At 43.5% G+C, this 21,882-nt stretch carries 19 protein-coding genes; 13 read left to right on the forward strand and 6 right to left on the reverse strand.

Features of this window, described 5'->3' with window-relative positions; all coding sequences use genetic code 11:
- Complete coding sequence (locus FTU95_RS05030; protein WP_180077754.1) at nt 1-1,326, forward strand: HAMP domain-containing sensor histidine kinase; 1,326 nt, start codon at nt 1-3, stop codon at nt 1,324-1,326.
- Between the two features lie 82 nt (nt 1,327-1,408).
- Here FTU95_RS05030 and hemP read toward each other — a convergent pair whose 3' ends face one another.
- Nucleotides 1,409-1,579, reverse strand: coding sequence for a hemin uptake protein HemP (hemP, locus tag FTU95_RS05035; RefSeq protein ID WP_004645578.1), 171 nt, complete (start codon nt 1,577-1,579; stop codon nt 1,409-1,411).
- A 138-nt stretch (nt 1,580-1,717) separates the two neighbouring features.
- Between hemP and FTU95_RS05040 the strand changes: the two genes are divergently transcribed.
- On the forward strand, nt 1,718-2,617 hold the full coding sequence (locus FTU95_RS05040) for an NUDIX domain-containing protein (protein WP_180077756.1): 900 nt from the start codon (nt 1,718-1,720) through the stop codon (nt 2,615-2,617).
- Nucleotides 2,618-2,675: 58 nt separating this feature from the next.
- On the opposite strand, the gene FTU95_RS05045 is transcribed toward FTU95_RS05040, so the two are convergent.
- The gene (locus tag FTU95_RS05045; protein WP_180077758.1) at nt 2,676-3,218 is read right to left on the reverse strand and encodes a tetratricopeptide repeat protein; all 543 of its coding nucleotides are present in this window, start codon (nt 3,216-3,218) and stop codon (nt 2,676-2,678) included.
- A gap of 14 nt (nt 3,219-3,232) precedes the next feature.
- Nucleotides 3,233-5,623 (reverse strand): penicillin-binding protein 1B, encoded by a 2,391-nt coding sequence (mrcB, locus tag FTU95_RS05050; RefSeq protein ID WP_180077760.1) that lies wholly within the window; start codon nt 5,621-5,623, stop codon nt 3,233-3,235.
- A 192-nt stretch (nt 5,624-5,815) separates the two neighbouring features.
- Here mrcB and FTU95_RS05055 point away from each other — a divergent pair, with 192 nt between their 5' ends.
- The gene (locus FTU95_RS05055) at nt 5,816-6,754 is read left to right on the forward strand and encodes an NAD(+) kinase (protein WP_005097467.1); all 939 of its coding nucleotides are present in this window, start codon (nt 5,816-5,818) and stop codon (nt 6,752-6,754) included.
- 3 nt (nt 6,755-6,757) lie between these two features.
- Nucleotides 6,758-7,030, forward strand: a complete 273-nt coding sequence (locus tag FTU95_RS05060; RefSeq protein ID WP_005097466.1) for a YeaC family protein — start codon at nt 6,758-6,760, stop codon at nt 7,028-7,030.
- An 85-nt stretch (nt 7,031-7,115) separates the two neighbouring features.
- Here the strand turns inward: FTU95_RS05060 and FTU95_RS05065 are convergent, their stop codons facing one another.
- Nucleotides 7,116-8,117 carry a glycosyl transferase family protein gene (locus FTU95_RS05065; protein ID WP_180077761.1) on the reverse strand — a complete coding sequence of 334 codons (1,002 nt, stop codon included), beginning with the start codon at nt 8,115-8,117 and terminating at the stop codon, nt 7,116-7,118.
- A 407-nt stretch (nt 8,118-8,524) separates the two neighbouring features.
- Between FTU95_RS05065 and FTU95_RS05070 the strand changes: the two genes are divergently transcribed.
- On the forward strand, nt 8,525-9,868 hold the full coding sequence (locus tag FTU95_RS05070) for a dicarboxylate/amino acid:cation symporter (protein WP_005097464.1): 1,344 nt from the start codon (nt 8,525-8,527) through the stop codon (nt 9,866-9,868).
- A gap of 152 nt (nt 9,869-10,020) precedes the next feature.
- Nucleotides 10,021-11,163 carry an acyl-CoA dehydrogenase family protein gene (locus FTU95_RS05075; RefSeq protein WP_180049244.1) on the forward strand — a complete coding sequence of 381 codons (1,143 nt, stop codon included), beginning with the start codon at nt 10,021-10,023 and terminating at the stop codon, nt 11,161-11,163.
- Between the two features lie 85 nt (nt 11,164-11,248).
- On the opposite strand, the gene FTU95_RS05080 is transcribed toward FTU95_RS05075, so the two are convergent.
- Entirely contained in the window at nt 11,249-11,767 is a 519-nt protein-coding gene (locus FTU95_RS05080) for a DJ-1/PfpI family protein (RefSeq protein WP_005097462.1), read from the reverse strand.
- Nucleotides 11,768-12,255: 488 nt separating this feature from the next.
- On the opposite strand from FTU95_RS05080, the gene pheA reads away from it, so the two are divergent.
- The 5 genes from pheA to FTU95_RS15005 all read left to right on the forward strand — a co-directional run bounded on the left by pheA (nt 12,256) and on the right by FTU95_RS15005 (nt 17,653).
- Nucleotides 12,256-13,365 (forward strand): prephenate dehydratase, encoded by a 1,110-nt coding sequence (pheA, locus tag FTU95_RS05085; protein ID WP_005097461.1) that lies wholly within the window; start codon nt 12,256-12,258, stop codon nt 13,363-13,365.
- Nucleotides 13,366-13,431: 66 nt separating this feature from the next.
- Nucleotides 13,432-14,523: a histidinol-phosphate transaminase gene (gene hisC / locus FTU95_RS05090; RefSeq protein ID WP_180077763.1), complete on the forward strand. Its 1,092-nt coding sequence runs from the start codon at nt 13,432-13,434 to the stop codon at nt 14,521-14,523.
- A gap of 3 nt (nt 14,524-14,526) precedes the next feature.
- Nucleotides 14,527-16,773 carry a bifunctional prephenate dehydrogenase/3-phosphoshikimate 1-carboxyvinyltransferase gene (locus FTU95_RS05095; RefSeq protein ID WP_159516053.1) on the forward strand — a complete coding sequence of 749 codons (2,247 nt, stop codon included), beginning with the start codon at nt 14,527-14,529 and terminating at the stop codon, nt 16,771-16,773.
- Between the two features lie 99 nt (nt 16,774-16,872).
- Nucleotides 16,873-17,235 (forward strand): hypothetical protein, encoded by a 363-nt coding sequence (locus FTU95_RS05100; RefSeq protein ID WP_159516052.1) that lies wholly within the window; start codon nt 16,873-16,875, stop codon nt 17,233-17,235.
- A gap of 232 nt (nt 17,236-17,467) precedes the next feature.
- Nucleotides 17,468-17,653 (forward strand): GNAT family N-acetyltransferase, encoded by a 186-nt coding sequence (locus FTU95_RS15005; protein ID WP_373687591.1) that lies wholly within the window; start codon nt 17,468-17,470, stop codon nt 17,651-17,653.
- A gap of 143 nt (nt 17,654-17,796) precedes the next feature.
- On the opposite strand, the gene FTU95_RS05110 is transcribed toward FTU95_RS15005, so the two are convergent.
- The gene (locus FTU95_RS05110; RefSeq protein WP_005097454.1) at nt 17,797-18,429 is read right to left on the reverse strand and encodes an alpha/beta hydrolase; all 633 of its coding nucleotides are present in this window, start codon (nt 18,427-18,429) and stop codon (nt 17,797-17,799) included.
- Nucleotides 18,430-18,552: 123 nt separating this feature from the next.
- On the opposite strand from FTU95_RS05110, the gene yaaA reads away from it, so the two are divergent.
- Both yaaA and FTU95_RS05125 read left to right on the forward strand, forming a co-directional pair.
- On the forward strand, nt 18,553-19,335 hold the full coding sequence (gene yaaA, locus FTU95_RS05115) for a peroxide stress protein YaaA (RefSeq protein WP_159516051.1): 783 nt from the start codon (nt 18,553-18,555) through the stop codon (nt 19,333-19,335).
- Nucleotides 19,336-20,544: 1,209 nt separating this feature from the next.
- Nucleotides 20,545-21,867 (forward strand): NCS2 family permease, encoded by a 1,323-nt coding sequence (locus tag FTU95_RS05125; protein ID WP_005097450.1) that lies wholly within the window; start codon nt 20,545-20,547, stop codon nt 21,865-21,867.
- Nucleotides 21,868-21,882 lie beyond the last annotated feature (15 nt).

Genomic DNA, 21,882 nt, shown 5'->3' on the forward strand with positions numbered 1-21,882 from the left:
ATGTCTGCACCAGTCTCCCTGCAAACTCGCCTGATCAAGAATGCCATGCTGAGCTCCATGCTGGCAGGATTGTTGGCGTGGTTGCTGTTACTCGGGGTTTCAAGTTATCAGGCTAGTCAGCTGCATGATGAATTAATGGAGCAGATTTCTGAGTTGCTGCTTGGCGATGTCACCCAGACCAAAGATGCCCAGGTGGATGAACTCAGTGAACAGTTTGATATCCAGTATGCCTTGTTGCTGGGTCAGCAGGTACTGACTACTTCGATTGATGATGAATTAATTAATACCATTCCAAAAGCACAGAACAACGGCTTCCAGTTTGCTTATGAGAATGGCCATTTTATCCGTATTCTGACTGCGGAAGATGACGACCTTCAGGTCAAAATCGTACAGCCACTTTCAGTACGCTTCGATGAGCTCTGGCAAACCACATTGGGCTTTGCCGGGATCTTATTCATTTTATGGCTAGTGCAATGGCTGATTTTGCGTGTTGCGATCAGACGCCAGTTACAGCCATTAAACAAGATTTCCCGGGAAATCGGTTCTAAAACTGCTCAGGATCTAAGTCCTATTAAAACACCTGACCCTGAAATCACTGAACTGCAACCGATTGTACGTCAACTGAATGCCATGCTCGGCCGGCTGGAAAAGTCACTGGCTGCCGAACAGCGTTTTACTGCAGATGCTTCACATGAGCTGCGTTCGCCACTGTCTGCGATTCAAATGCGTCTACAGGTTCTAAAACGCAAATATCAAGATGATGCACAGCTCCCTCAGGCATTGCAGTTGATCCAGAATGATGTCAACCGCGGTACGCAGGTGCTGGAAAATTTACTCTTGCTGGCACGACTCGATCCGGAGCGCACAGAGCAATTACCAACGCAAACGATTAATCTTAAAAATCTGGTTCAGGAGGCTTTGCAGGCATTGCAGCCTTTTGCAGAAGAAAAAGATATTCATTGGAACCTAAACCTTGAGGGTGCTGTGATTGAAGCGAATCCAGAACTGATTTTTAGTTGTATTCGCAATCTGGTCGACAATGCTATTCGTTATACGCCGCCGCAGGGACAGGTCGAGATCCGAACGGTTGTTGAGCAGCATCAGATACAGTTACTGATTGAAAACTCAGGAGAGGGGATTGCTAATGATGTACTGGAACGTTTAGGTGAACGTTTTTATCGGGCTTTGGGTACGCGAACTCAGGGTTCAGGTTTAGGCTTGTCCATTTGCCAGAAAATTATGGCACTGCATGCAGCTAAAATTGATTATGCGCCGTCAGATTTGGGGGGGCTTAAAGTATCATTGAGTTTTAAACATGAATCCTAATCAGAGATTAAAAAACTAAAAAGCAGTATGCGCTGATTCATACTGCTGCTTCCCACGTTTGTTATTATTAGAACTGATTTAATTATTTGGTCAGAATGAGACGGTTGTTGCGGGTCAGGCGCAAGCGGTATTCTTCACCGGCATGCATGATCCGGATTTCACGACCCAGTGCAAACAGATTGTTGGAGTGCAGCATTGGCAAGGCATGGTGAGTATCATTGTTACGAGTAAATAGGCTAAATGGGGCGTTCATTCCGTCGACTCCGTGGTGTGTTTTGGATTGATTTAAATGATAATCATTATCGAATAGGTCTGTCAACGAAATATTGAGCAATTTATAAAAAACTCTAATTTGCTTACAATCTGTAAAACTTTAACGGTTCTGTACATCATGACTAAAGCTACGATTCATGTCGCAATTGCGCTTTTATTTTATCAAAATCAGGTTCTAGTCGGCTGGCGTGAAGCCAAGCAGCATCAGGGCAATAAATATGAATTTCCAGGCGGAAAAGTTGAACAGGGCGAATTACCAGTCGAAGCCTGCCGCCGTGAAGTAATTGAAGAGGTCGGTGTGGATATTGAACGCTGGCATGCTTCTGATTTTATCTCCCATGAATATGAAGATCTCATCGTCAATTTGCATATTTTCCATGCTTCAATACAGCCTGCTCAATTGGCTGAAATTAAACAGCCTTGGCGCTGGTACAGCCGGGAAGAACTTAGTCAGCTGAATTTTCCGAAAGCCAATCAGTCAATGATTCAAAAGCTACAATGGCCGCAGCGCATCAAGATTGCTGAAGATCTGGATATCTTATCAAGTCTGGATACAGATCAAATGTTGTATTGGCGCGTGGAAGCGACGCCTGAGCGGATCATGCAATTACAGCAATATCCGGTAGATCTGCTCTCCAAGTTAATCATTAATCAGCAGCTTTGGTCCCAACTGAATGAATTGCAGCAGCAGACGATTCGCACGATTCATCTAAAACAGAATCAACTGATGAACCTGAAACAAGGTGAATTGAAATCTGGTTATCGCTATCTGGCAGCTTGCCATGACCTGAGCGCTTTAATGCATGCAGAACAAATCGGTTGTGAAGCCGCTTTACTGAGTCCGGTACTGACGACTACAACGCATCCGGACACACCTGCGCTAGGCTGGGAGCAATTCAAGCAAATGGCAGAGCAGGTACAGATTCCGGTTTTTGCTTTGGGCGGAATGAAAGCTGAAGAACTCGATTATGCAAAAAGCCAGCATGCTTATGGCATTGCCGGCATTCGCTATATCTAAACGCTATATCTAGAAAATAAGCTTTCTATTAGTAAGTGTGTTTCTGTAGGGAATGACTTTAAAGCTTTTTCAGTGCCTGTTGAGCTTGCTGAATCGCTTTAGCATTTTTCCGCAACTGAGCAGATTTAAGGCGCACTTGCCAAAGCTGTTTTTTCATGGCATTGGATTGGGCATAGCTCAGGCCGCGTAAGGCAAAAGCATCGGCGCTTGCTGGCTGATTTTTACGGTTGGCAATCATGCCCAGGTATAAATAGGTTTCCGGTGCCTGAGGTGCCAGTCGCTGTGCCTGAGTTGCAGAAGCTTCAGCTTGAGCAAACTGCTGCTTGGTATAGGCCTGCTGGGTTTGCTGCATCAGACTCTTGAAAGCCGGCAGATTACGTCCATCATCAAACTTTTGGCTTTTCGGCTTCTGTTCAGGAATGACAATTTTCTGACGTTTGATGTCAGGACGGTCATAAGGCGTAATCACGACGCCGTCTGGGGTCTGTGGTTTAGGCTTTTCTGTTGCAGGTTTGGCTGGAGCAGCTGGCTCTGGCTCAGGAAAGCTTTGGCAGCCCACCAAACTGAGGATGAGCAGGCCAGGGATGATTTTTTGTAACATACACATAGACTCAATTAATGGCTATAACTTCCACTGGCGATAATACGGGTTTCGCTCTCAAGATCGCGTTCTATTTCTGTTTCACTTTCTTGTATGTAGCGACTCATATCATCCAGTTCCTCGTCAGAGGGTGCAGGTTCTGAGTTAATATCATAAGGTTCAGTCTGATAATGCGAGATCCCGCAAGCAGTCGCCTGATTTGGCAGGGAGTGACGCGAAATCGGGATATACATGGCACCTTCACAGCCTTGTGCAGACAATAATCCCGTATGACGATCTAACCAATGCCATTGAATTTCATTGGGCTGTGGCAGATTCACCGGTTTCTGGCGTAGCTGTTTCATGACATTGGTCCAAACCGGAAGGGCACCTGAAGAACCGGTTAAGCCAGTAACCTTGTTGTCATCCAGACCGAGCCAGACCACGGTCATATAATTACCCGAATACCCGGCAAACCATGAGTCACGGCTATCGTTTGTGGTACCCGATTTACCGGCAAGATTCAGGCTGCGTGGCAAACTGTTATAGGCTGCACGACCTGTACCACTCGACATCACTTGTTGTAAGCCATAATTCAGGGCATAAGCCGAAGCCGGGTCAATGGTCGGTTGTACACTCAGGCTATAACGATCCAGGGATCGGCCATTGGCATCCACCACAGAGCGGATGGCCTTGGTTGGGTATTTAAAGCCGCCTGTCGCGAAGTTACCATAAATATTCATCACCTCCATTGGCGACATATCCACCGCACCTAAATAAATAGACGGATAGGATGGAATATCGGAAGTGACGCCAAATTTTTTCAGATGATTAATAAAGGTAGACAGACCAAATTCTTGTCCTAAACGTACAGTAGACAGGTTATAGGATTGTGACAGCGCTTGTGACATCGGTACGACACCATGTCCACGGCCACTGTAGTTTTTCGGCGTCCAGGTCTTACCATCACTTTGTACACTAATTTCACTGTCTTCAATCGGACTGGCCCAATGGTAACGATTTGATTCCAGTGCACTCAGGTAAATCACAGGCTTTAATAATGAACCCACCTGACGTTTGGCATCTACTGTACGGTTAAAACCGGTAAAGTCTTGAGTCGAGCCGACTGCTGCAACCAGTTCACCATTTTCCGGATGCGATACCAAAACTGCACCCTGCAAGTCTTTTAAACGGCCCGGATTAGATTTGGTTAAACGTGCGACTGTCTGCTTAAAACTGTCCTGAATTCGGGTTTGAGCCAAAGGATCCAGCGTGGTGAAAATACGCAGACCCTGATTGGTCAGGTCAGTTTCCTGATAGTCAGTGCGTAATTGACGACGCACAATATCCAGGAAGTCCGGGAAACGTGCAGGGCCCAAGGTTGGTTTTGAAATCACGTTCAATGGACGTGTGGTTTCTTTTTCATATTGTTCTTGGCTTAGATAGCCCATCACCAGCATATTATTCAGGACGATATCACGGCGTTTTTTCGCACTTTCAGGATTACGCCATGGGTTATATAGACTCGGGCCTTGTACCAGACCGACTAAAAAAGCCTGCTGGGAAATATTCAGTTCACGCAGTGGCAGACCAAAATAAAACTGAGAAGCCAAGCCATAACCATTAATTGAATAGTTACCATTTTGGCCGAGATTCACTTCATTTAGATAAGCTTCCAGAATTTCATTCTTGTCATAATGTAATTCAACCAGCATGGCCATAAAGGCTTCATTGACTTTACGCTTTAAGGTACGCTCAGGCGTTAAATAGAAATTTTTCACCAGTTGCTGGGTTAAAGTCGAGCCACCCTGACGTTTGCCACCGGTAATATTACTGACAACAGCACGTGCAATACCGCGTGGAGATACGCCATGGTGTTCATAGAATTTACGGTCTTCAGTTGCGATGAGCGCTTCGATCAATGGTTTAGGCACTTTATTCAGTTTGATCAGTACCCGGTCTTCGTTATGCTGTGGATAAATTCCACCAATCAATAAGGGTTCCAGTCGGGCAATACCGCTAGAAGATGGCTTGGTGGCGCTAACCTCAGTCACTTGATTAGCACTAAAACTCACTTTCAGAACTTGTTCCGGTTCAACCCGATCACCAAAATCAAAGCCACGGGTATGTACATATAAAGTATTTCCCGTAGTGACAAAATTGCCCGACTTGGCATAACTATCCGAGTTTTTATAACCGAGTAATTTTAATTCTTGTTGGAAATCCTGCTGACTGACTGGGGCATTGACGTACACTTCCATTGGACGTGCGAAAACTTTCGCCGGAATATCCCAGCGTTGACCTTCAAATTTTTCGCGTACAATATTATCTAATTTAATCAGGTAAATACTAAATACGACAAAGATGGAAATGACTAAAATCGAGAAAATTAAGGCAAAAAACCCCATGCCACGTTCAGATTTCATAAATACTTATAAGATCCTGTGAAATTGTGCTAATCATGCGAAGCTTTTAATCATTTTGCAATATTTAATCAATAAATGCGCTTAAAATTAAAATCAAAGCCCACAATTTCTCCTTAATTCAAATATATTTCAAATAATTTGCGACGAGCTAGCATCCTGTTATAAATTATCATCCAGGTATAGCTTAATGCTATGATATGCAAGATCCGTAGCGGAGCGACGACACTGGTGCAAATTTCCCATAAAACCTTTCGAAATATCGGGTTAATAGGACGTCCTGATAAATCATCGGTGGTTGAAACCTTATGTCTTATTCATGATCATCTTCTGAATTTAGGCTTACATCCTGTTTTTGATGCAGCGACAGCTGAACTCGTTCCATATAACAATACCCAAACTGTCAGTCGTGCTTTACTTGGTGAAGTCGTTGATCTGGTCATTGTGGTAGGAGGGGATGGTTCGCTTTTGCATGCAGCACGCGCACTGGTCAAGTACAATACTCCTGTGATCGGCGTTAACCGGGGGCGTCTGGGATTCTTAACCGACATTAAGCCAACCGAAGTCATCTTTAAGTTGGATCAGGTGTTAAAAGGTGATTTTCAGACTGAGCGACGTTTTTTACTCGAAGTCGAAATTCGCTCCAAAGGCGAAGTGATTTACGATGCGATTGCACTGAACGATGTGGTACTGCATTCAGGAAAATCGGTGCATATGATCGATTTTGAACTGAATATTGACGGACAGTATGTCTATCGTCAGCACAGTGATGGCCTGATTGTATCGACGCCGACCGGCTCTACGGCTTATGCACTTTCTGGGGGCGGGCCAATTGTCCATCCGAGTATGGATGCGATTGCGCTGGTGCCGATGCATCCGCATACCTTGTCTTCACGCCCGATTGTGGTCGGTGGACACAGCGAAATTAAATTACTGATTCGTGAAAATCGCGTACTGCCGATGGTCAGTGCGGATGGACAACACAGTGTGTCTTTGAATGTTGGCGATAGCGTCCATATTCGCAAGCATCCCTTTAAACTGAATCTTCTGCATCCACCGGGCTATGACTTTTATAATGCCTGTCGAACCAAACTGGGGTGGAATCAGGACTTTGATTATTTTAAGCAGGATTAAATCATGAATATTGAACAAATGCTTGCCGTACTCAATCCTGAGATTGTTGAACGCCTAAGAACAGCAATTGAAATTGGAAAGTGGCCAAATGGTGTAGCCCTAACTCAGGAACAACGCCAGACTTGTATGCAGGCAGTCTATGCCTGGGAAATGAAAAACTTGCCTGAAAATGAGCGCAGCGGTTTTATCGATCGCGGTACTAAAGAAGAAGGCGAGGAATGTGATGATGATCATCACAAGAATGAACCGGAATTCAAGCCAATTCGTTTTGTCTAAGCACTGAGGTCGAGTCAGTCGAAAGATATTTAAAAAAGCATTGTTCAATGAAGGAACAATGCTTTTTTTCTACACATTTCAAAGTTTAAACGGTGTGACGATTCACCCATAATTCTTTGGCTTTTTGCATCGCAACTTCATAGCTTTTACATGCACCCATGCTATACAACGCAATGCCCATGGTTTCCGTAACCGCAATCTCGCCATATTCATGGCTTTGCTGACCATCCCATACTGCTTTAAATAAGGCCAGATCCAGTTCTTCCTCAACCGGACTGCGGTTATCCGTCAGTTTTGGCAGTTCATGCTCATACAGCTCGCCATCTTTAATGCCACAAATTAAGGTTTTGGCATCCGGATTACGTTCAAATTCGCCACCTTCACCTTTAATCACAGCGCTATTTTTATAGCCTAAACGAAAAGCGGCTTGCTGGTGCGAACCACGATACGCTGGATGGAAAATTGCTTGCAGGGTCGCTTTGGCATTAAAGGGATTGATCAGACGCGCCAGGGTATGAATCGGTGAGCGTAGACCCATGACATTTCGCAGCGCAATCAGGTCCGCCAGAATTGGAGAAATCACGTCGAGCGGGATATAAGCAAAATGCTGTTGCTGCAGTTGCTGTTCCACCTCGGCATCATTCTGACAGATTGGATAGCCTAAGTAAGTGAGCACCTGTTCGGTATAAATCCGGTTCATGGTATGACCAGCGGCACCATGCATCACAATAGTATAACCATGCTTGGCCAACGTCAGTGCTGCCAGAATAAACCATGGATAATGCTTGCGCTTGCCTGCATAAGAGGACCAGTCCAGATCGACATCCAGCTGCTTAAAGTCAAGCTGGTCGCGTGTGGCCTGAACAAAACCGGCTAACTCATCTACAGACTCTTCTTTGACCCGCAATAACATCAAGAACGCCCCTAGCTGCACATCGAGCACTTCATCTTTCAGAATCATGCTAAAGGCTTGATAGGCTTCATCATAGCTGAGGGAGCGGGCGCCATTTTTTCCTTTCCCCACGATGCGTACATATTGGGCAAAGGGATGTTCGAAATCTTTATAAATATTTCTTTTGGTATTCATAACTTATACAGCTTGCAGCAAATATTGGGGTCAATGAGGAGGGTCTAAAATTAACAAAGCTTTCAGTATACGGAAAACAGGCATTTAAATCTGATTATCGACTAATGTCTAATTCAATGCGAGCAAAAAGCAGGCAATTGCATAAGACTTTATGCACATTTAATGGGATTTTTCAGTAAAATTCAGACAATTTTTAGAGTTTGTTTAAGTTTTCTTAATCTCTTTCTCCCATTTAATACTTTGGTCTGATGCTGCGCGTCAGATTGAATGCGTGGCTGATTTTCATTTTGAACATTCTCTTGAGCCTATTGAGATTTGATCCAGTTCATCTTCAGAGCAGATGAACAGATCAGTGCATTTCTCAAAATGGTCTTTTTATTTTCAGATATCGTTCAAGTAGATTTATTATGGCGAAAAAACCGATTTATAAGTCACTGTATTTTCAGGTGATTGTGGCTATTATTGCAGGTATTCTGGTCGGGCATTTCTCGCCGAGTGGTACGCAAATTATCAATGGTGTAGAACAGTATGTTCCTGGCTTGGGTGAACAGCTTAAACCGCTGGGTGATGCATTTATCCGCCTGATCAAAATGATCATCGCACCGGTGATTTTCTGTACCGTGGTCAGCGGTATTGCGGGTATGGAAAGCATGAAATCAGTGGGTAAAACTGGTGGTGTTGCTTTACTTTACTTCGAAATCGTCTCCACGATTGCGTTAGTCATCGGTCTGGTGGTGATTAACATCGTCAAGCCAGGTGTAGGCATGAACGTTGATCCTGCATCACTGGATACCACGGGCATCAGCAAATATGTCGCTACAGGTGAGTCACAGTCGACGATCGACTTCCTGATGAATATCATTCCAAATACGGTGGTAGGCGCATTTGCGGAAGGCGAAATTCTACAGGTTCTGTTGTTCGCGATCATTTTTGGTTTCGCGCTGCATAAGCTGGGTGATCAAGGCAAGCCAGTCCTGAAACTCATCGACCAGATTTCACATGTATTCTTCAATATTGTGAACATGATAATGAAACTGGCGCCAATCGGTGCATTTGGTGCGATGGCCTTTACCATTGGTAAATATGGTATTGGTTCGCTTGCTCAGCTGGCACAGTTGATCATTTGTTTCTATATCACCTGCGTACTGTTTATTTTCATCGTACTGGGTTCAATTGCGCGTTTTGCGGGTTTCAGTATCATGAAGATGATTCGCCTGATCCGTGAAGAACTGCTGATTGTACTGGGTACTTCTTCTTCAGAATCAGTATTGCCACGTATGTTGAAAAAACTGGAACTTGCTGGTGCTGAAAAATCAGTGGTAGGTCTGGTGATTCCAACCGGTTATTCATTTAACCTAGATGGAACTTCAATCTATTTGACCATGGCTGCGATCTTTATTGCGCAGGCGACCAATACACAACTTGATTTGTCTCATCAGATTACCCTTCTTCTGGTACTGTTGATTTCATCTAAAGGTGCGGCAGGTGTCACGGGTTCTGGCTTTATTGTGATGGCAGCAACCTTGGCTGCTGTGGGTAATATTCCTGTTGCAGGTCTGGCCTTGATTCTCGGTATTGACCGTTTCATGTCTGAAGCGCGTGCCTTGACCAATCTGGTGGGTAACTCTTTGGCGACTTTGGTTGTTGCAAAATGGGTAGGCCAGCTCGATATGGACAAGCTGAACTATGCATTGGCAAATCCATCAGAAATTGATGAAAAAATGGCGCAAGAAGGCAATAACGCCCATTAATTCTAATGTTTGAAAGAAAAAGGAAGCTTCGGCTTCCTTTTTTATTGACTGCAAAGTTAGTAAAAGATAGATGCCAGTACATGACAGTAAAGCTGAAAGTAGATAGTCTGTAAAACAGGAAATAAAACGATAAACAGTATAAGGACAACCGAATGCTTGCCTACGATGCCGATCTAGAATTATTCCGCGACAATTTTAAACGCTTTATGAATGAACATGTCGCACCGTATTATCAACAATGGGAACGCGAAGGCCTGATGCCACGTTCAGTCTGGAATGCACTTGGTGAAAATGGTTTTCTGTGTGTCGATGTTCCGGAGGAATATGGCGGCTACGGAGTACCAACCGATTATTCATTGATGCTGATCGAAGAGTCTGCACGTGCCGGATACAGTGCCATTTCTACAGGGTTGTCCTGTCATTCGGATATTGCTGCACCCTATATCTTGCATATTGGAACTGAAGAGCAGAAGAAACAGTGGTTGCCGAAAATGGTGAGCGGTGAAGTGGTCGGTGCGATTGGTATGACCGAGCCAGGTGCCGGCTCAGACTTACAAGCCATGCGTACCAGTGCCATCTTGCAGGATGATTACTATGTATTAAATGGCTCAAAAACCTTTATTTCCAATGGTCAGCATGCCGACCTGGTGGTACTGGCAGTCAAAACTGATCCGCAAGCGCGTGCCAAAGGCGTTTCTTTGTTACTGGCCGACACGCATCTGGAAGGCTTTAAAAAAGGCACTAATCTGGACAAGATTGGCCTGCATGCGCAAGATACTTCGGAACTGTTCTTTGACAATGTCAAGGTGCCGAAAGACCAGTTACTCGGTCAACCGGGGCAGGGTTTTGCTTATTTGATGCAGGAATTACCGCGTGAGCGTACCGCCATCGCAGCAACAGCCTTGGGTGCAATTCGTGGTTCTATTGATGTGACCACGCAATATGTGAAAGAGCGTCAGGCTTTTGGTCAGGCCATCGGTCAATTCCAGAATACTCGTTTTGTTTTGGCACAAGCGAAAATTGATGAATTGGCGACCGCAGCTTTTTATAACCAGAATCTTGAGCTTTATATGCAAGGGAAACTGGATGTCGAAACTGCAGCGGCATTGAAAAGTTTTTCTACCGATATGCAGATGAAGATTGCTGACAATCTGCTTCAGCTCTTTGGTGGTTATGGCTACATGACTGAATATCCAATTTCACGCTTCTTTGTCGATGCCCGTATTCAACGGATTTATGGCGGTACCAATGAAATCATGAAAGAAATTGTAGCGCGTGGTCTGTTAGGACGTTAATTTATGAATGAAAAAAAGAGTCCTTTTTAAGGACTCTTTTTTTACAGGCAAGCTATAGCAAAGAGCCGTGACTCTGTTTTAAATTTTATGATTTCAAGACATTCAAACATTCATGAATAAAAATGGGCAGATCATTGGGCAGGCGCGATGAGATCAACTGGTTATTATCATTCACCAGTTCTACATCATAATAGGTTCCACCCGCATGCTGTACGCGACTCGCATGCGCCCGGATACTGGTAATAATCCGATTTTTCAGCACATCTGCTTCACACAGTAATAAGGATGCATCACATAAACTGAAAATAGCTTTTTTGGCCTGATTGAAGGCATGGATGAACTGTAGCACCCGAACATCGGTAGAGAGAGAAACCGCAGATTCGCCCCCTGGAATCAGCAAGGCATCAAAGTCATCAATACTGATTTGTTCGATGCCACGGTCGATGGTCACGGCAGAACAGCCATGCAGCCCATAGACCACTTTGCCTGCGTTAAGTTCGATATTGCAGACGCTATGATGGGCAGCCAGCAAGGCAGCCACTGGCTCTAGGTATTCTTGGTCTTCAAAATTATTTGTTATAAGTACTGCTATTCTTTTTGGCATGATTGATCCCCCCAACTCATGATTTAAATTAGACTAGCTGTTAAAGGTTGAAAAAACGTCTCTACTTTGTAACAGAGTAGTAATTTCATGTAAAAAATCTAGGAAAATCAATATTAAATAAGAGAAATGAGCTTGAGGAGCGTGCATTTTATTGTGAAAGATATCTCAGATTTTAATAGGTCAAAAAAGACATGTACAAAGCTATTATTTTAATTTTCTTATGCTTAAAACCGCTATATAGATTAAGAAATAGTGATATTTCATATTCATTAAAATCAGTTAAGATGGAGAGGCTAAGTTTACAATTTGATAATGTAAATCAAGCCAAAATGCTGAACTAAATGTTACCAGATATGACTAAAAGCGATGAGTGGTTAAAACCAACTGTCTGTTTTTAAGACTTAATCTAGCAATGTCATATTGCGTAACATTTTAAAGCTCACTATTGTTATACTGAACAGATAAGGTTTATGAAGGGCGACATAACAATGATCAACGACGATCAAAACACCACGACTTCTCTTGATTTGGCAAAAATTCGTGAGGATATCGATTCTGTTGATCAGCAAATCCAGCAATTGATTAACCGCCGGGCACGTTTGGCTGAAGCAGTTGCAAAAGCAAAGTTTGCTTCAGAAGAAAGTCCGCTGTTTTACCGCCCAGAACGTGAAGCACAGGTGTTGCGCAATGTCATGGAGCGTAATGAAGGGCCATTGTCGGATACCACCATGGCGCGTCTGTTCCGTGAAATTATGTCCGCTTGTCTTGCGCTTGAAGCTCCGCAAAGTATTGCGTTTCTAGGGCCAGTCGGAACCTATACCCATTCTGCGGTACTCAAGCACTTTGGTCATGATGCGGTGGTTCGACCTTTACCGACAATTGATGAAGTCTTCCGTGAAGTCGAGGCGGGCAGTGCCCATTATGGTTTGGTGCCGGTGGAAAATTCCTCTGAAGGTGTAGTCAATCATACCCTAGACTGTTTTAAAACTTCGAACCTGAATGTGATTGGCGAAGTTGAATTGCCGATTCATCATCAATTTCTGATTTCTGAAAATACCCGTAAAGACAGTATTAAACAGATTTATGCACATCAGCAGACTTTGGCGCAATGTCGTAAATGGCTAGACGCGCATTATCCGGGTGTAGAACGTGTGGCTTTAAGTTCTAATGCTGAGGCTGCGCGCCGTATTCAAAATGAATGGCATTCTGCTGCGATTGCTTCTGAAATTGCATCGAGTATTTATAATCTTGAAATTATGCATGGCAATATTGAGGACAATCCGGAAAATACCACACGTTTCTTGGTAATTGGCCGTGAAAAAGTGCCTCAAAGTGGCAATGATAAAACCTCATTACTGATTTCTGCACATGACCGTGCTGGTGCATTGCTGGAAATTCTGGCGCCATTTGCCAAGCACAATATCAGCTTGACCAGTATTGAAACGCGTCCAGCACTTCCGGAAAAATGGGCTTATGTGTTCTTCATTGATCTTGAAGGTCATATTGAGCAGGAACATGTCAAAGCTGCAATTGCAGAAATTCGTCCTTTGGTGAAAGAAGTTCGCGTGCTCGGTTCATATCCTGCAGCTGTACTTTAAGTCAGCTATCCGTGGTCAGGGCGAGGGTGCTGACCACTGTTTTATACCTAAAATTGGAAGTCTAAAATGTCGTTTGTTCCAGCCAATTCAGGCATCTCAAAATTAAAGCCATATCAGCCAGGTAAACCGATCAGTGAACTTGAGCGTGAGTTGGGTCTTACCGATATCGTCAAGCTGGCATCCAATGAAAATCCACTGGGTTGTTCAGATAAAGTCAAAGAAGCAGTCGCTGCGGAAATTGCTGAAATTGGCCGTTATCCAGATGGAGGTGGCTTTATCCTGAAAGATCAGATTAAAACTCAGTTTGGTTTTAATCATGATCAGATTACGCTGGGCAATGGTTCAAACGACTTGCTAGAAATGTTTGCCCGTGCCTTCGTTTCTTCAAGCGATTCTGTGGTATATAGCCAGCACGCATTTGCGGTTTATGCACTGGTCACTCAAGCCATTAATGCACAAGCGATTGAAGTACCTGCCCAAGGTTTTTCACATGACCTTGAAGCGATGGCAGCAGCAATTCAGGACAATACCAAACTCGTCTTCATTGCCAATCCGAACAATCCGACCGGAACCTGGTTCGAAGAAGCTGAATTTGAAGCTTTCATGCAAAAAGTCCCTGCAAATGTAATTGTGGTGCTAGACGAAGCGTATGTGGAATATTTCCCGGAAAACTTCAATAGCCTGAAATTCTTGCAACAATATCCAAACTTAATTGTTAGCCGTACTTTATCGAAGTGCTATGGTCTGGCTGCACTGCGTGTCGGTTTTGCCTTGGCATCGGTTGAAGTGACCGATTATTTAAACCGTATTCGTCAGCCATTTAACGTCAATCATTTGGCCATGGTCGCTGCGGTGGCTGCACTGAAAGATGAAGACTTTATCGCGCGTTCTCGCGAAGTAAATAAAGCCGGTATGGCGCAACTTGAAGCAGGTTTTAAGGCTTTGGGTCTGGACTATGTGCCTTCTCGTGCTAACTTTATTCTGGTTGATGTACAGGCAGACCCCGCAGCAACCTTCAACGGTTTGCTGAAACAAGGGGTGATTGTACGTCCGGTCGGTATTTCCAGCCACATTCGTGTATCGATTGGTACTGAAGCAGAAAACGCGAAATTCTTAAGCGCGCTTGCTACAGTATTGGGTTTAGAGGCAAAAGCTTAATTCATGTCGCAGCCATTGTTTGAAAAAGTTGCATTTATCGGGCTTGGACTGATTGGTTCAAGTCTGGCGCGTGTCATTCAAGCCGAGCACTTGGCCAATGACATTGTGGCATCGACACGTTCGTCCAAGACTTTGGAAGATGCCAAGGCACTTGGTCTGATTTCTGAAGGCTATGCCGATCCTGTAGATGCAGTCAAAGGTGCAGATCTGATTGTTCTGGCTTTGCCGGTACGTGCCACACAAAAAGTACTTGAGCTGATTCAGCCGTATTTGACGGAAAATGTCATTATTACTGATGTGGGAAGTACCAAAGGTAATGTGGTCGATGCGGCTAAAGCGGTCTTTGGTGACCAGCTTCCAGCAGGTTTTGTGCCGGGTCATCCGATTGCAGGTGCAGAGCATACCGGTGTACATGCAGGAAAAGTCGATCTATTTGCCAATCACAAGGTAATTTTGACGCCACTGCCAAGCAGTAGCGATTGGGCCGTGGAGAAGCTGATTCAACTGTGGCAAGCGGCCAAAGCCGAAGTGATTTGCATGGATGTGGACAAGCACGATGAAGTGCTGGCACATACCAGTCATCTTCCGCATTTAATGGCGTTTAATCTGGTCGAACAACTGGCCAAACGTGAAGACAACTTAGACATATTTCGTTATGCTGCCGGTGGCTTCCGTGATTTCTCGCGGATTGCCGCCAGTGATCCACAAATGTGGCATGATATCTTTTTTGCCAACAAAAAAGCAGTTCTGAATGCCGTAGATGGCTTTGAACAGCAGCTCGCGATGATTCGCAAATTGATCGAAGATGAAGATTCCCAAGCATTGATGGGCTTATTGGGTCATGCGCAGGCAGCTCGCCAGCATTTCAACCATATGCTCGCCAAGAAACCTTTCATGGAGAAAAATAAAGTGACACAACAATTTACCATTCAGCCGGGTGCCAAGACATTTCAAGGTAAATTTACCGTGCCAGGTGACAAATCTGTGTCACATCGCTCGATCATGTTTGGTGCCATCGCTGAAGGTACAACACATGTGACTGGTTTCCTTGAAGGTGAAGATGCACTGGCAACTTTGCAGGCTTTTCGTGACATGGGCGTCAGCATCGAAGGCCCTAAAAATGGTGAAGTCACCATTCATGGCGTCGGTATGCATGGTCTTAAAGCGCCACAGTCTGCCATTTATATGGGCAACTCAGGTACTTCAATGCGTTTACTGTCCGGTATGCTGGCAGCGCAGAAATTTGATTCAGTGATGACCGGTGATGCATCCCTATCTAAACGCCCAATGGAACGTATTGCCAAGCCTTTACGTGAAATGGGTGCACTGATTCAGACCACGGGTGAACGTGGAACTCCGCCTGTCTCGATTACAGGTAACCAGCAACTACAAGGCATTCAGTACGATTTGCCAATGGCATCAGCGCAGGTAAAATCAGGTATTTTGCTGGCGGGCCTATGGGCAAATGGCGAAACCGCAGTGACTGAACCTGAACCAACCCGCGACCATACTGAGCGTATGTTGCGTGCATTTGGTTATGAGGTGAAAACCGAAGGCAATCGTATTTCATTACAAGGTGGTGGAAAGCTGGTCGGAACCAATATCCAGGTGCCATCTGATATTTCTTCTGCGGCCTTCTTTATGGTCGGCGCTGCGATTACTGAAAATTCGGATGTGACCTTAGAGGCTGTTGGTATCAACCCGACCCGTACTGGCGTGATCGAAATCCTGAAACAGATGGGTGCGGACATTACCGTTGAAAATGAACGCATTGCTGGCGGTGAACCGATTGCAGACATCCGTATTCGTGGTACGCGTACGCTTAAAGGCATTCATATGCCTGAAGATCAGGTGCCATTGGCGATTGATGAATTCCCGGCGCTGTTTATTGCTGCTGCGTGTGCCGAAGGTCAGACGATTTTGACCGGTGCTGCCGAGCTTCGCGTAAAAGAATCGGACCGTATTCAGGTGATGGCAGATGGCCTGCAAACCATGGGCATTGACTGTACCCCAACTGAAGATGGCATTATTATCGAAGGGAAGGGCAAATCAGGTGACTGGTCGCCAATCTTTACCGGTGGTGAAATTGAATCGCATCATGATCACCGTATCGCGATGAGTTTTTCGATTGCCGGTTTACGTAATTCGGAGCAGATCAAGATTGTCGGTACGGAAACGGTAGCCACCAGTTTCCCGACCTTTACAGAACTGACCTCAATTGCAGGTTTGCCTATTCAAGTTTCAGAATAATTTTTAAAATTATGTGAAACAGCCAAGCTTTTGCTTGGCTGTTTTGTTTATATTGCTTATGCTAAACCCATACAAGAAAAAAGCCATTAGGATGTAGCGATGCGAAAATTAAAATTCATGGCCAATACACAAAGCCAGCAACCCCGGGATGGTCAGGAAACCCAGGAATATGTAGCGCATTTTCTTGCCGAAACATTAGGTAAACATGGCTTTCAGACCTTAAGTCAAAGTGGTGCTCAGGTTGCGGTGAGCGTGGATGAACATGCATTGCCCTTATCTGTGAGTTGTGAAACCAGAGATGAGCAGGGGCATCTGGTCTGTGAAATTGCCTCATATCCTGAAGAAGAACAAGATTGGCTCGATCGTATTACCGAACGAAGTCTGCTCAATCAGCTTGCACAAGCAGTAGAAAGCTCGCTCAAAGAGCAGGAAAGCTTTAGCGAGTTTGAATGGAAGAACTAATTCATAACTCCACTATAATTTGATCTCAACGCCAAAGTGAGTGTCTAATACTCAGCTAGTTTCGTGCATCAGATGCATGAGAAGCTTATGCCGCGATTATCCCAAGTCTGATGCATTTTATGACATGGGGTCTGCCAGAATCTGAACAAGCATTTGCAACAGGATGGCAAAAATGGCTAGAGAATATGGCAGCTCATGAAGAATATGTGTTTTTGACAGCCATACGGAAAGTCTGGAATTTATGGGGCTTTGTGGTTTAGATCGTTTAATGGGTGAAGTGCCACAGCTTGGAATTTGGATCAAGGAAAGCCCGCATGGTCATAAATATGGTTGTGAAACGGTTGATGCTCTGGTTGGTTATGCCCTTGATGACTTAAATCGTCAGCGATTGATTTATCCTGTAGTCGAAGAAAATTGAGCGAGCCGAAAAGTCATTGAACGTTTGGGTGGAAAGATTGTTGATATAGTACAACAAGCTAAATGTCGGGCAGTGATTTATCACTTAGCTGAAAAACTGCTGTGAGAAGCATAAAAAACCCATCATCTGATGGGTTGTATTATCTAGCCAAGCGCTAAGTAGCGGGTCATTGCAATCCGCAATTGCTTTAAATAGCCAGTAAAGAAATGATTGGCACCAGGCAATACGGTCACTAAATGACGCTGTGGTTTTGCCCATTCAATCATATCCGACAGCAGGGTTACTTCATCACCCTCACCATGAATGAACAGAATATCACCTTTAATTGCTGGCGTAACATAATGGCGAATACCGGCAACGGTTGCAGTTGGCAGGCCACATAAAATAGTTTGTTTGGGTTGCAGTTCTACAGGTAAGGCTGCATAGCTCTTTGCCATGACATGCGCACCAAAACTAAAACCGCCCGCATAAAAAGACAGCCCAATATGCTGACTGCGAGCAAACCGAATGATTTCTAATACATCATCCGTCTCACCGAAGCCCTCGTCGTGTATACCTTCACTTTGACCAGAACCGCGAAAACTCGGACGATACACAACACAGCCACGTTCCATATACATTTGTGCCAATAGAACGGGAACCTTGTGTTGGGGCGTACCACCTTGCAAGGGATGGGGGTGACAAACTACCGCGAATCCTTTCACTTCACCCTGAGGATAATCCACAAAAACTTCAATCTGACCCGCAGGTCCTTGAAGGAAAATTTGCTCGGACATATAAATACCGATGATTAACAGGAGAATCGCGCATTTTAACGATTATGGTGAATAAAAACATGAATTGGAATTAAAATAAGCAGACTGATATAGTTTGATTAATCATTTTTTGACCAGGTTGCCATGCTCGCTTTAATTTCTCCAGCCAAAACGCTCGATTACGATACCCCATTACCCACTGACCAATTTACTCAAGCCAGATTATTAGAACATTCGCAGGATTTGATCAAAGCTTGTCGCACACTTTCTGCAACAGAAATTTCCAGTTTGATGAGTGTCAGTGAAAAAATTGCCAATTTAAATACAGCACGTTTCCAGGACTGGCAACCAGATTTTAATTTAGCCAATGCACGTCAGGCTATTTTTGCCTTTAAAGGAGATGTCTATACCGGTCTGGATGCTTATAGCTTAAAGCAGGAAGATCTGCACTTTGCACAACAGCATTTGCGTATGTTGTCTGGTTTATATGGGCTTTTGCGTCCCTTGGATCTGATGATGCCCTATCGTCTGGAAATGGGAACCAAATTGGCCAATTCTCGCGGGCATAACTTATACGACTTCTGGGCACATCACATCACTGATCTGATCAATCAAGATTTAGCAGCAGCCCAGTCTGAGATCTTGGTGAATATTGCTTCTGATGAATATTATAAATCGGTGAACGAGCGCAAAATTCAGGCAGAGATTATTAAGCCAGTATTTCTGGATCAGAAAAATGGCAAATATAAAGTGATTAGTTTCTATGCTAAAAAAGCACGTGGTTTGATGGCACGTTTTATTGTTGAAAATAGAATTGAACATGCCGAAGAACTCAAAGCATTCAATACCGATGGCTATTATTTTGATGCCGATAGTTCACTTAAAGGTGAATTGGTATTTAAACGTGATGAACAAATCAGTGCATAAATAACGTTATTCCGCTACCGCATAGAATAATTGGTTTCTAGGCGGTATTGGGAGCTATGAGTATTGAAATTTTATTTATCCAGCTTTAATCGTTTTTTAAATATTGAGTGCCAGAGGAGTTGATTGGCTGCACTTCGGTACAAATATGGTTTTTAGCGTCTTTCCCAAATTTTAAGTTAGATAAAAAATTAGAATTATCGCTGAACTCATTGAAATAATGCGTAAAATCTCATCTATTGAATTGTTTTTTACAGAAAATTGAAACTGATATTTCTGGGAAAAGCTGAATAAAATAGCTCAAGTTAATATATTTCAAATCAGGGAATTTTCATTAATTTTTATATTTTTCTTTCCGATAGAAATTTTTATTTAAATAAATAAGTATTTAATATTCAAATATTTAATTTATTAACTTTGGGGAGTATTTAGCGCAAGAGATTTTTTGAGAAAGAATGAAAAATTAATTAAGTAATAATAAATAAAACGATAGAAAAATATCGCTAAACGGTTTAAGAAGTGCATTCTATCGGGTTAAATGTAAAGTAAGTCACAAGTTTATTAGGTTTTTTGTTAGCATAATTGCACAGTGTTACAAAGCAGAATAATAAAAATGAAAATACATGCTATTCCTGTTTTTGTGTTAATGGTCAGTGTATTAGGATTCTGCGTGCATAAACAGGCAGAAATCAGAAAATACGAAAAAATCCGTCATGTCTTGAATGAAGCGCGTGACTCCAGCAAATTGTTAGACTCTAATCGGCATCGACATTAACACATGCATCAATTTTCTTTTTTTTCAATTTAGCGTAATTAATAAAATTAACTCAATAATAAATATAATAAAATATTAAAAATATTCGAATTAAATAGATTGATTTTAAATAAAGTATAAAATCAAAGAAGCAATCAGAAATCAATGTGTTATAATTTGCCACCTATAAAGATGAAGCAAACTTCATCTTTCTAAGCATTTGATTTATATCATTAAATAGAGCTGCATAAAAGTTATGCAGCTTTTTTGTTTAGATTTTTTGGGGTTTTTATAGCATAGCCCTGGGGCTGTAAGCTGTTCAAACATTTGAACCCGTCAAATGGCTATACTGGCATATTCGTTGCTAACACATCCTCAAAATAAATGAATTTTTTGTGAAATTTCATTTATTTGACGGCGTGCTTGAAGCATAAAGTTTACTCAATAGGGGCTAGGTCATGACGACTCCTAATCCATCTTCAGAAAATATGCTTGAACGTCTGTTTAAACTGAGTGAAAACAAAACCAGTTTCCGTACAGAAGTTCTGGCTGGTGTAACTACATTCTTAACCATGTGTTACATCATTATTGTCAATCCAATGATCTTGTCCGAAACAGGGATGGATCATGGGGCTGTCTTTGTAGCAACCTGTCTTGCAGCTGCGATTGGCTGTTTAGTCATGGGCCTGATTGCGAATTATCCAATTGCGCTGGCACCAGGCATGGGCTTAAATGCCTTCTTTACCTATTCTGTATGTCTGGGAATGGGGGTGCCTTGGCAAACCGCCTTGGGTGCAGTTTTTGTTTCAGGTCTGGTCTTTATTGCCATTAGCCTGTTTAAAATACGTGAAGCCATTGTCAATGCAATTCCAATGTCGCTCAAGCTCGCGATTGGTGGTGGTATTGGCTTGTTCCTGGCATTGGTTGCACTGAAAAATGCCGGAATTATTGTGGATAATCCAGCCACACTGGTGGGCTTGGGTGATCTGAAACAACCTTCTGTATTATTAGCACTTTTTGGCTTTTTGTTGGTTGTGGTAATGCACCAGTTTAAAGTCCGTGGTGCGATTATCATCAGTATTCTGGTGGTGACTGCCATTGCAACGGCACTAGGTTATAACGAATTCCAGGGTGTAGTGGGTCATATTCCATCGCTGGCTCCAACATTCATGCAAATGGATTTTGAAGGCCTCTTTACTGCCAGTTTAATTGGAGTGATTTTTGTTTTCTTCCTGGTCGATCTGTTTGACTCTACCGGGACGTTGGTCGGTGTTTCGCATCGTGCAGGTCTGTTAAAAGACGGGAAATTACCACGTTTGAAGAAAGCCTTATTTGCTGACTCATCAGCGATTGTTGCTGGTGCGGCACTGGGTACTTCTTCAACTACGCCTTATATTGAATCTTCTGCGGGTGTGGCAGCAGGTGGTCGTACCGGTCTAACCGCCGTGGTGGTTGGATTGCTGTTTATTGCCTGTTTATTCCTGGCACCGCTTGCACAATCAGTTCCGAGTTTTGCCACTGCGCCAGCATTGTTATTTGTTGGTGTGTTGATGATTCAGGGTATCGTCCATATTGACTGGGAAGATATTACTGAGGCAGTACCGGCATTTTTAACCATCGTATTTATGCCATTTACCTATTCGATTGCGGATGGTATTGCGATGGGCTTTATCAGCTATGCACTGATCAAGTTGTTGACTGGTAAGGCTGCGACTGTACCGTATATGGTCTGGATTATTGCTGTTCTATGGACGCTTAAATTCGCACTGTTTGGTGGCTAATTTTTCTACATTCAG

Origin of the sequence: Acinetobacter sp. YH12208, from assembly GCF_013418055.1 — a bacterium.
Classification (GTDB): domain Bacteria; phylum Pseudomonadota; class Gammaproteobacteria; order Pseudomonadales; family Moraxellaceae; genus Acinetobacter; species Acinetobacter pseudolwoffii.

Coding starts and splice junctions, on each gene's coding strand:
- FTU95_RS05030 (WP_180077754.1), top strand. CDS start 1: ATGTCTGCACCAGTCTCCCTGCAAACTCGCCTGATCAAGAATGCCATG.
- hemP (WP_004645578.1), bottom strand. CDS start 1,579: ATGAACGCCCCATTTAGCCTATTTACTCGTAACAATGATACTCACCAT.
- FTU95_RS05040 (WP_180077756.1), top strand. CDS start 1,718: ATGACTAAAGCTACGATTCATGTCGCAATTGCGCTTTTATTTTATCAA.
- FTU95_RS05045 (WP_180077758.1), bottom strand. CDS start 3,218: ATGTTACAAAAAATCATCCCTGGCCTGCTCATCCTCAGTTTGGTGGGC.
- mrcB (WP_180077760.1), bottom strand. CDS start 5,623: ATGAAATCTGAACGTGGCATGGGGTTTTTTGCCTTAATTTTCTCGATT.
- FTU95_RS05055 (WP_005097467.1), top strand. CDS start 5,816: ATGATATGCAAGATCCGTAGCGGAGCGACGACACTGGTGCAAATTTCC.
- FTU95_RS05060 (WP_005097466.1), top strand. CDS start 6,758: ATGAATATTGAACAAATGCTTGCCGTACTCAATCCTGAGATTGTTGAA.
- FTU95_RS05065 (WP_180077761.1), bottom strand. CDS start 8,117: ATGAATACCAAAAGAAATATTTATAAAGATTTCGAACATCCCTTTGCC.
- FTU95_RS05070 (WP_005097464.1), top strand. CDS start 8,525: ATGGCGAAAAAACCGATTTATAAGTCACTGTATTTTCAGGTGATTGTG.
- FTU95_RS05075 (WP_180049244.1), top strand. CDS start 10,021: ATGCTTGCCTACGATGCCGATCTAGAATTATTCCGCGACAATTTTAAA.
- FTU95_RS05080 (WP_005097462.1), bottom strand. CDS start 11,767: ATGCCAAAAAGAATAGCAGTACTTATAACAAATAATTTTGAAGACCAA.
- pheA (WP_005097461.1), top strand. CDS start 12,256: ATGATCAACGACGATCAAAACACCACGACTTCTCTTGATTTGGCAAAA.
- hisC (WP_180077763.1), top strand. CDS start 13,432: ATGTCGTTTGTTCCAGCCAATTCAGGCATCTCAAAATTAAAGCCATAT.
- FTU95_RS05095 (WP_159516053.1), top strand. CDS start 14,527: ATGTCGCAGCCATTGTTTGAAAAAGTTGCATTTATCGGGCTTGGACTG.
- FTU95_RS05100 (WP_159516052.1), top strand. CDS start 16,873: ATGCGAAAATTAAAATTCATGGCCAATACACAAAGCCAGCAACCCCGG.
- FTU95_RS05110 (WP_005097454.1), bottom strand. CDS start 18,429: ATGTCCGAGCAAATTTTCCTTCAAGGACCTGCGGGTCAGATTGAAGTT.
- yaaA (WP_159516051.1), top strand. CDS start 18,553: ATGCTCGCTTTAATTTCTCCAGCCAAAACGCTCGATTACGATACCCCA.
- FTU95_RS05125 (WP_005097450.1), top strand. CDS start 20,545: ATGACGACTCCTAATCCATCTTCAGAAAATATGCTTGAACGTCTGTTT.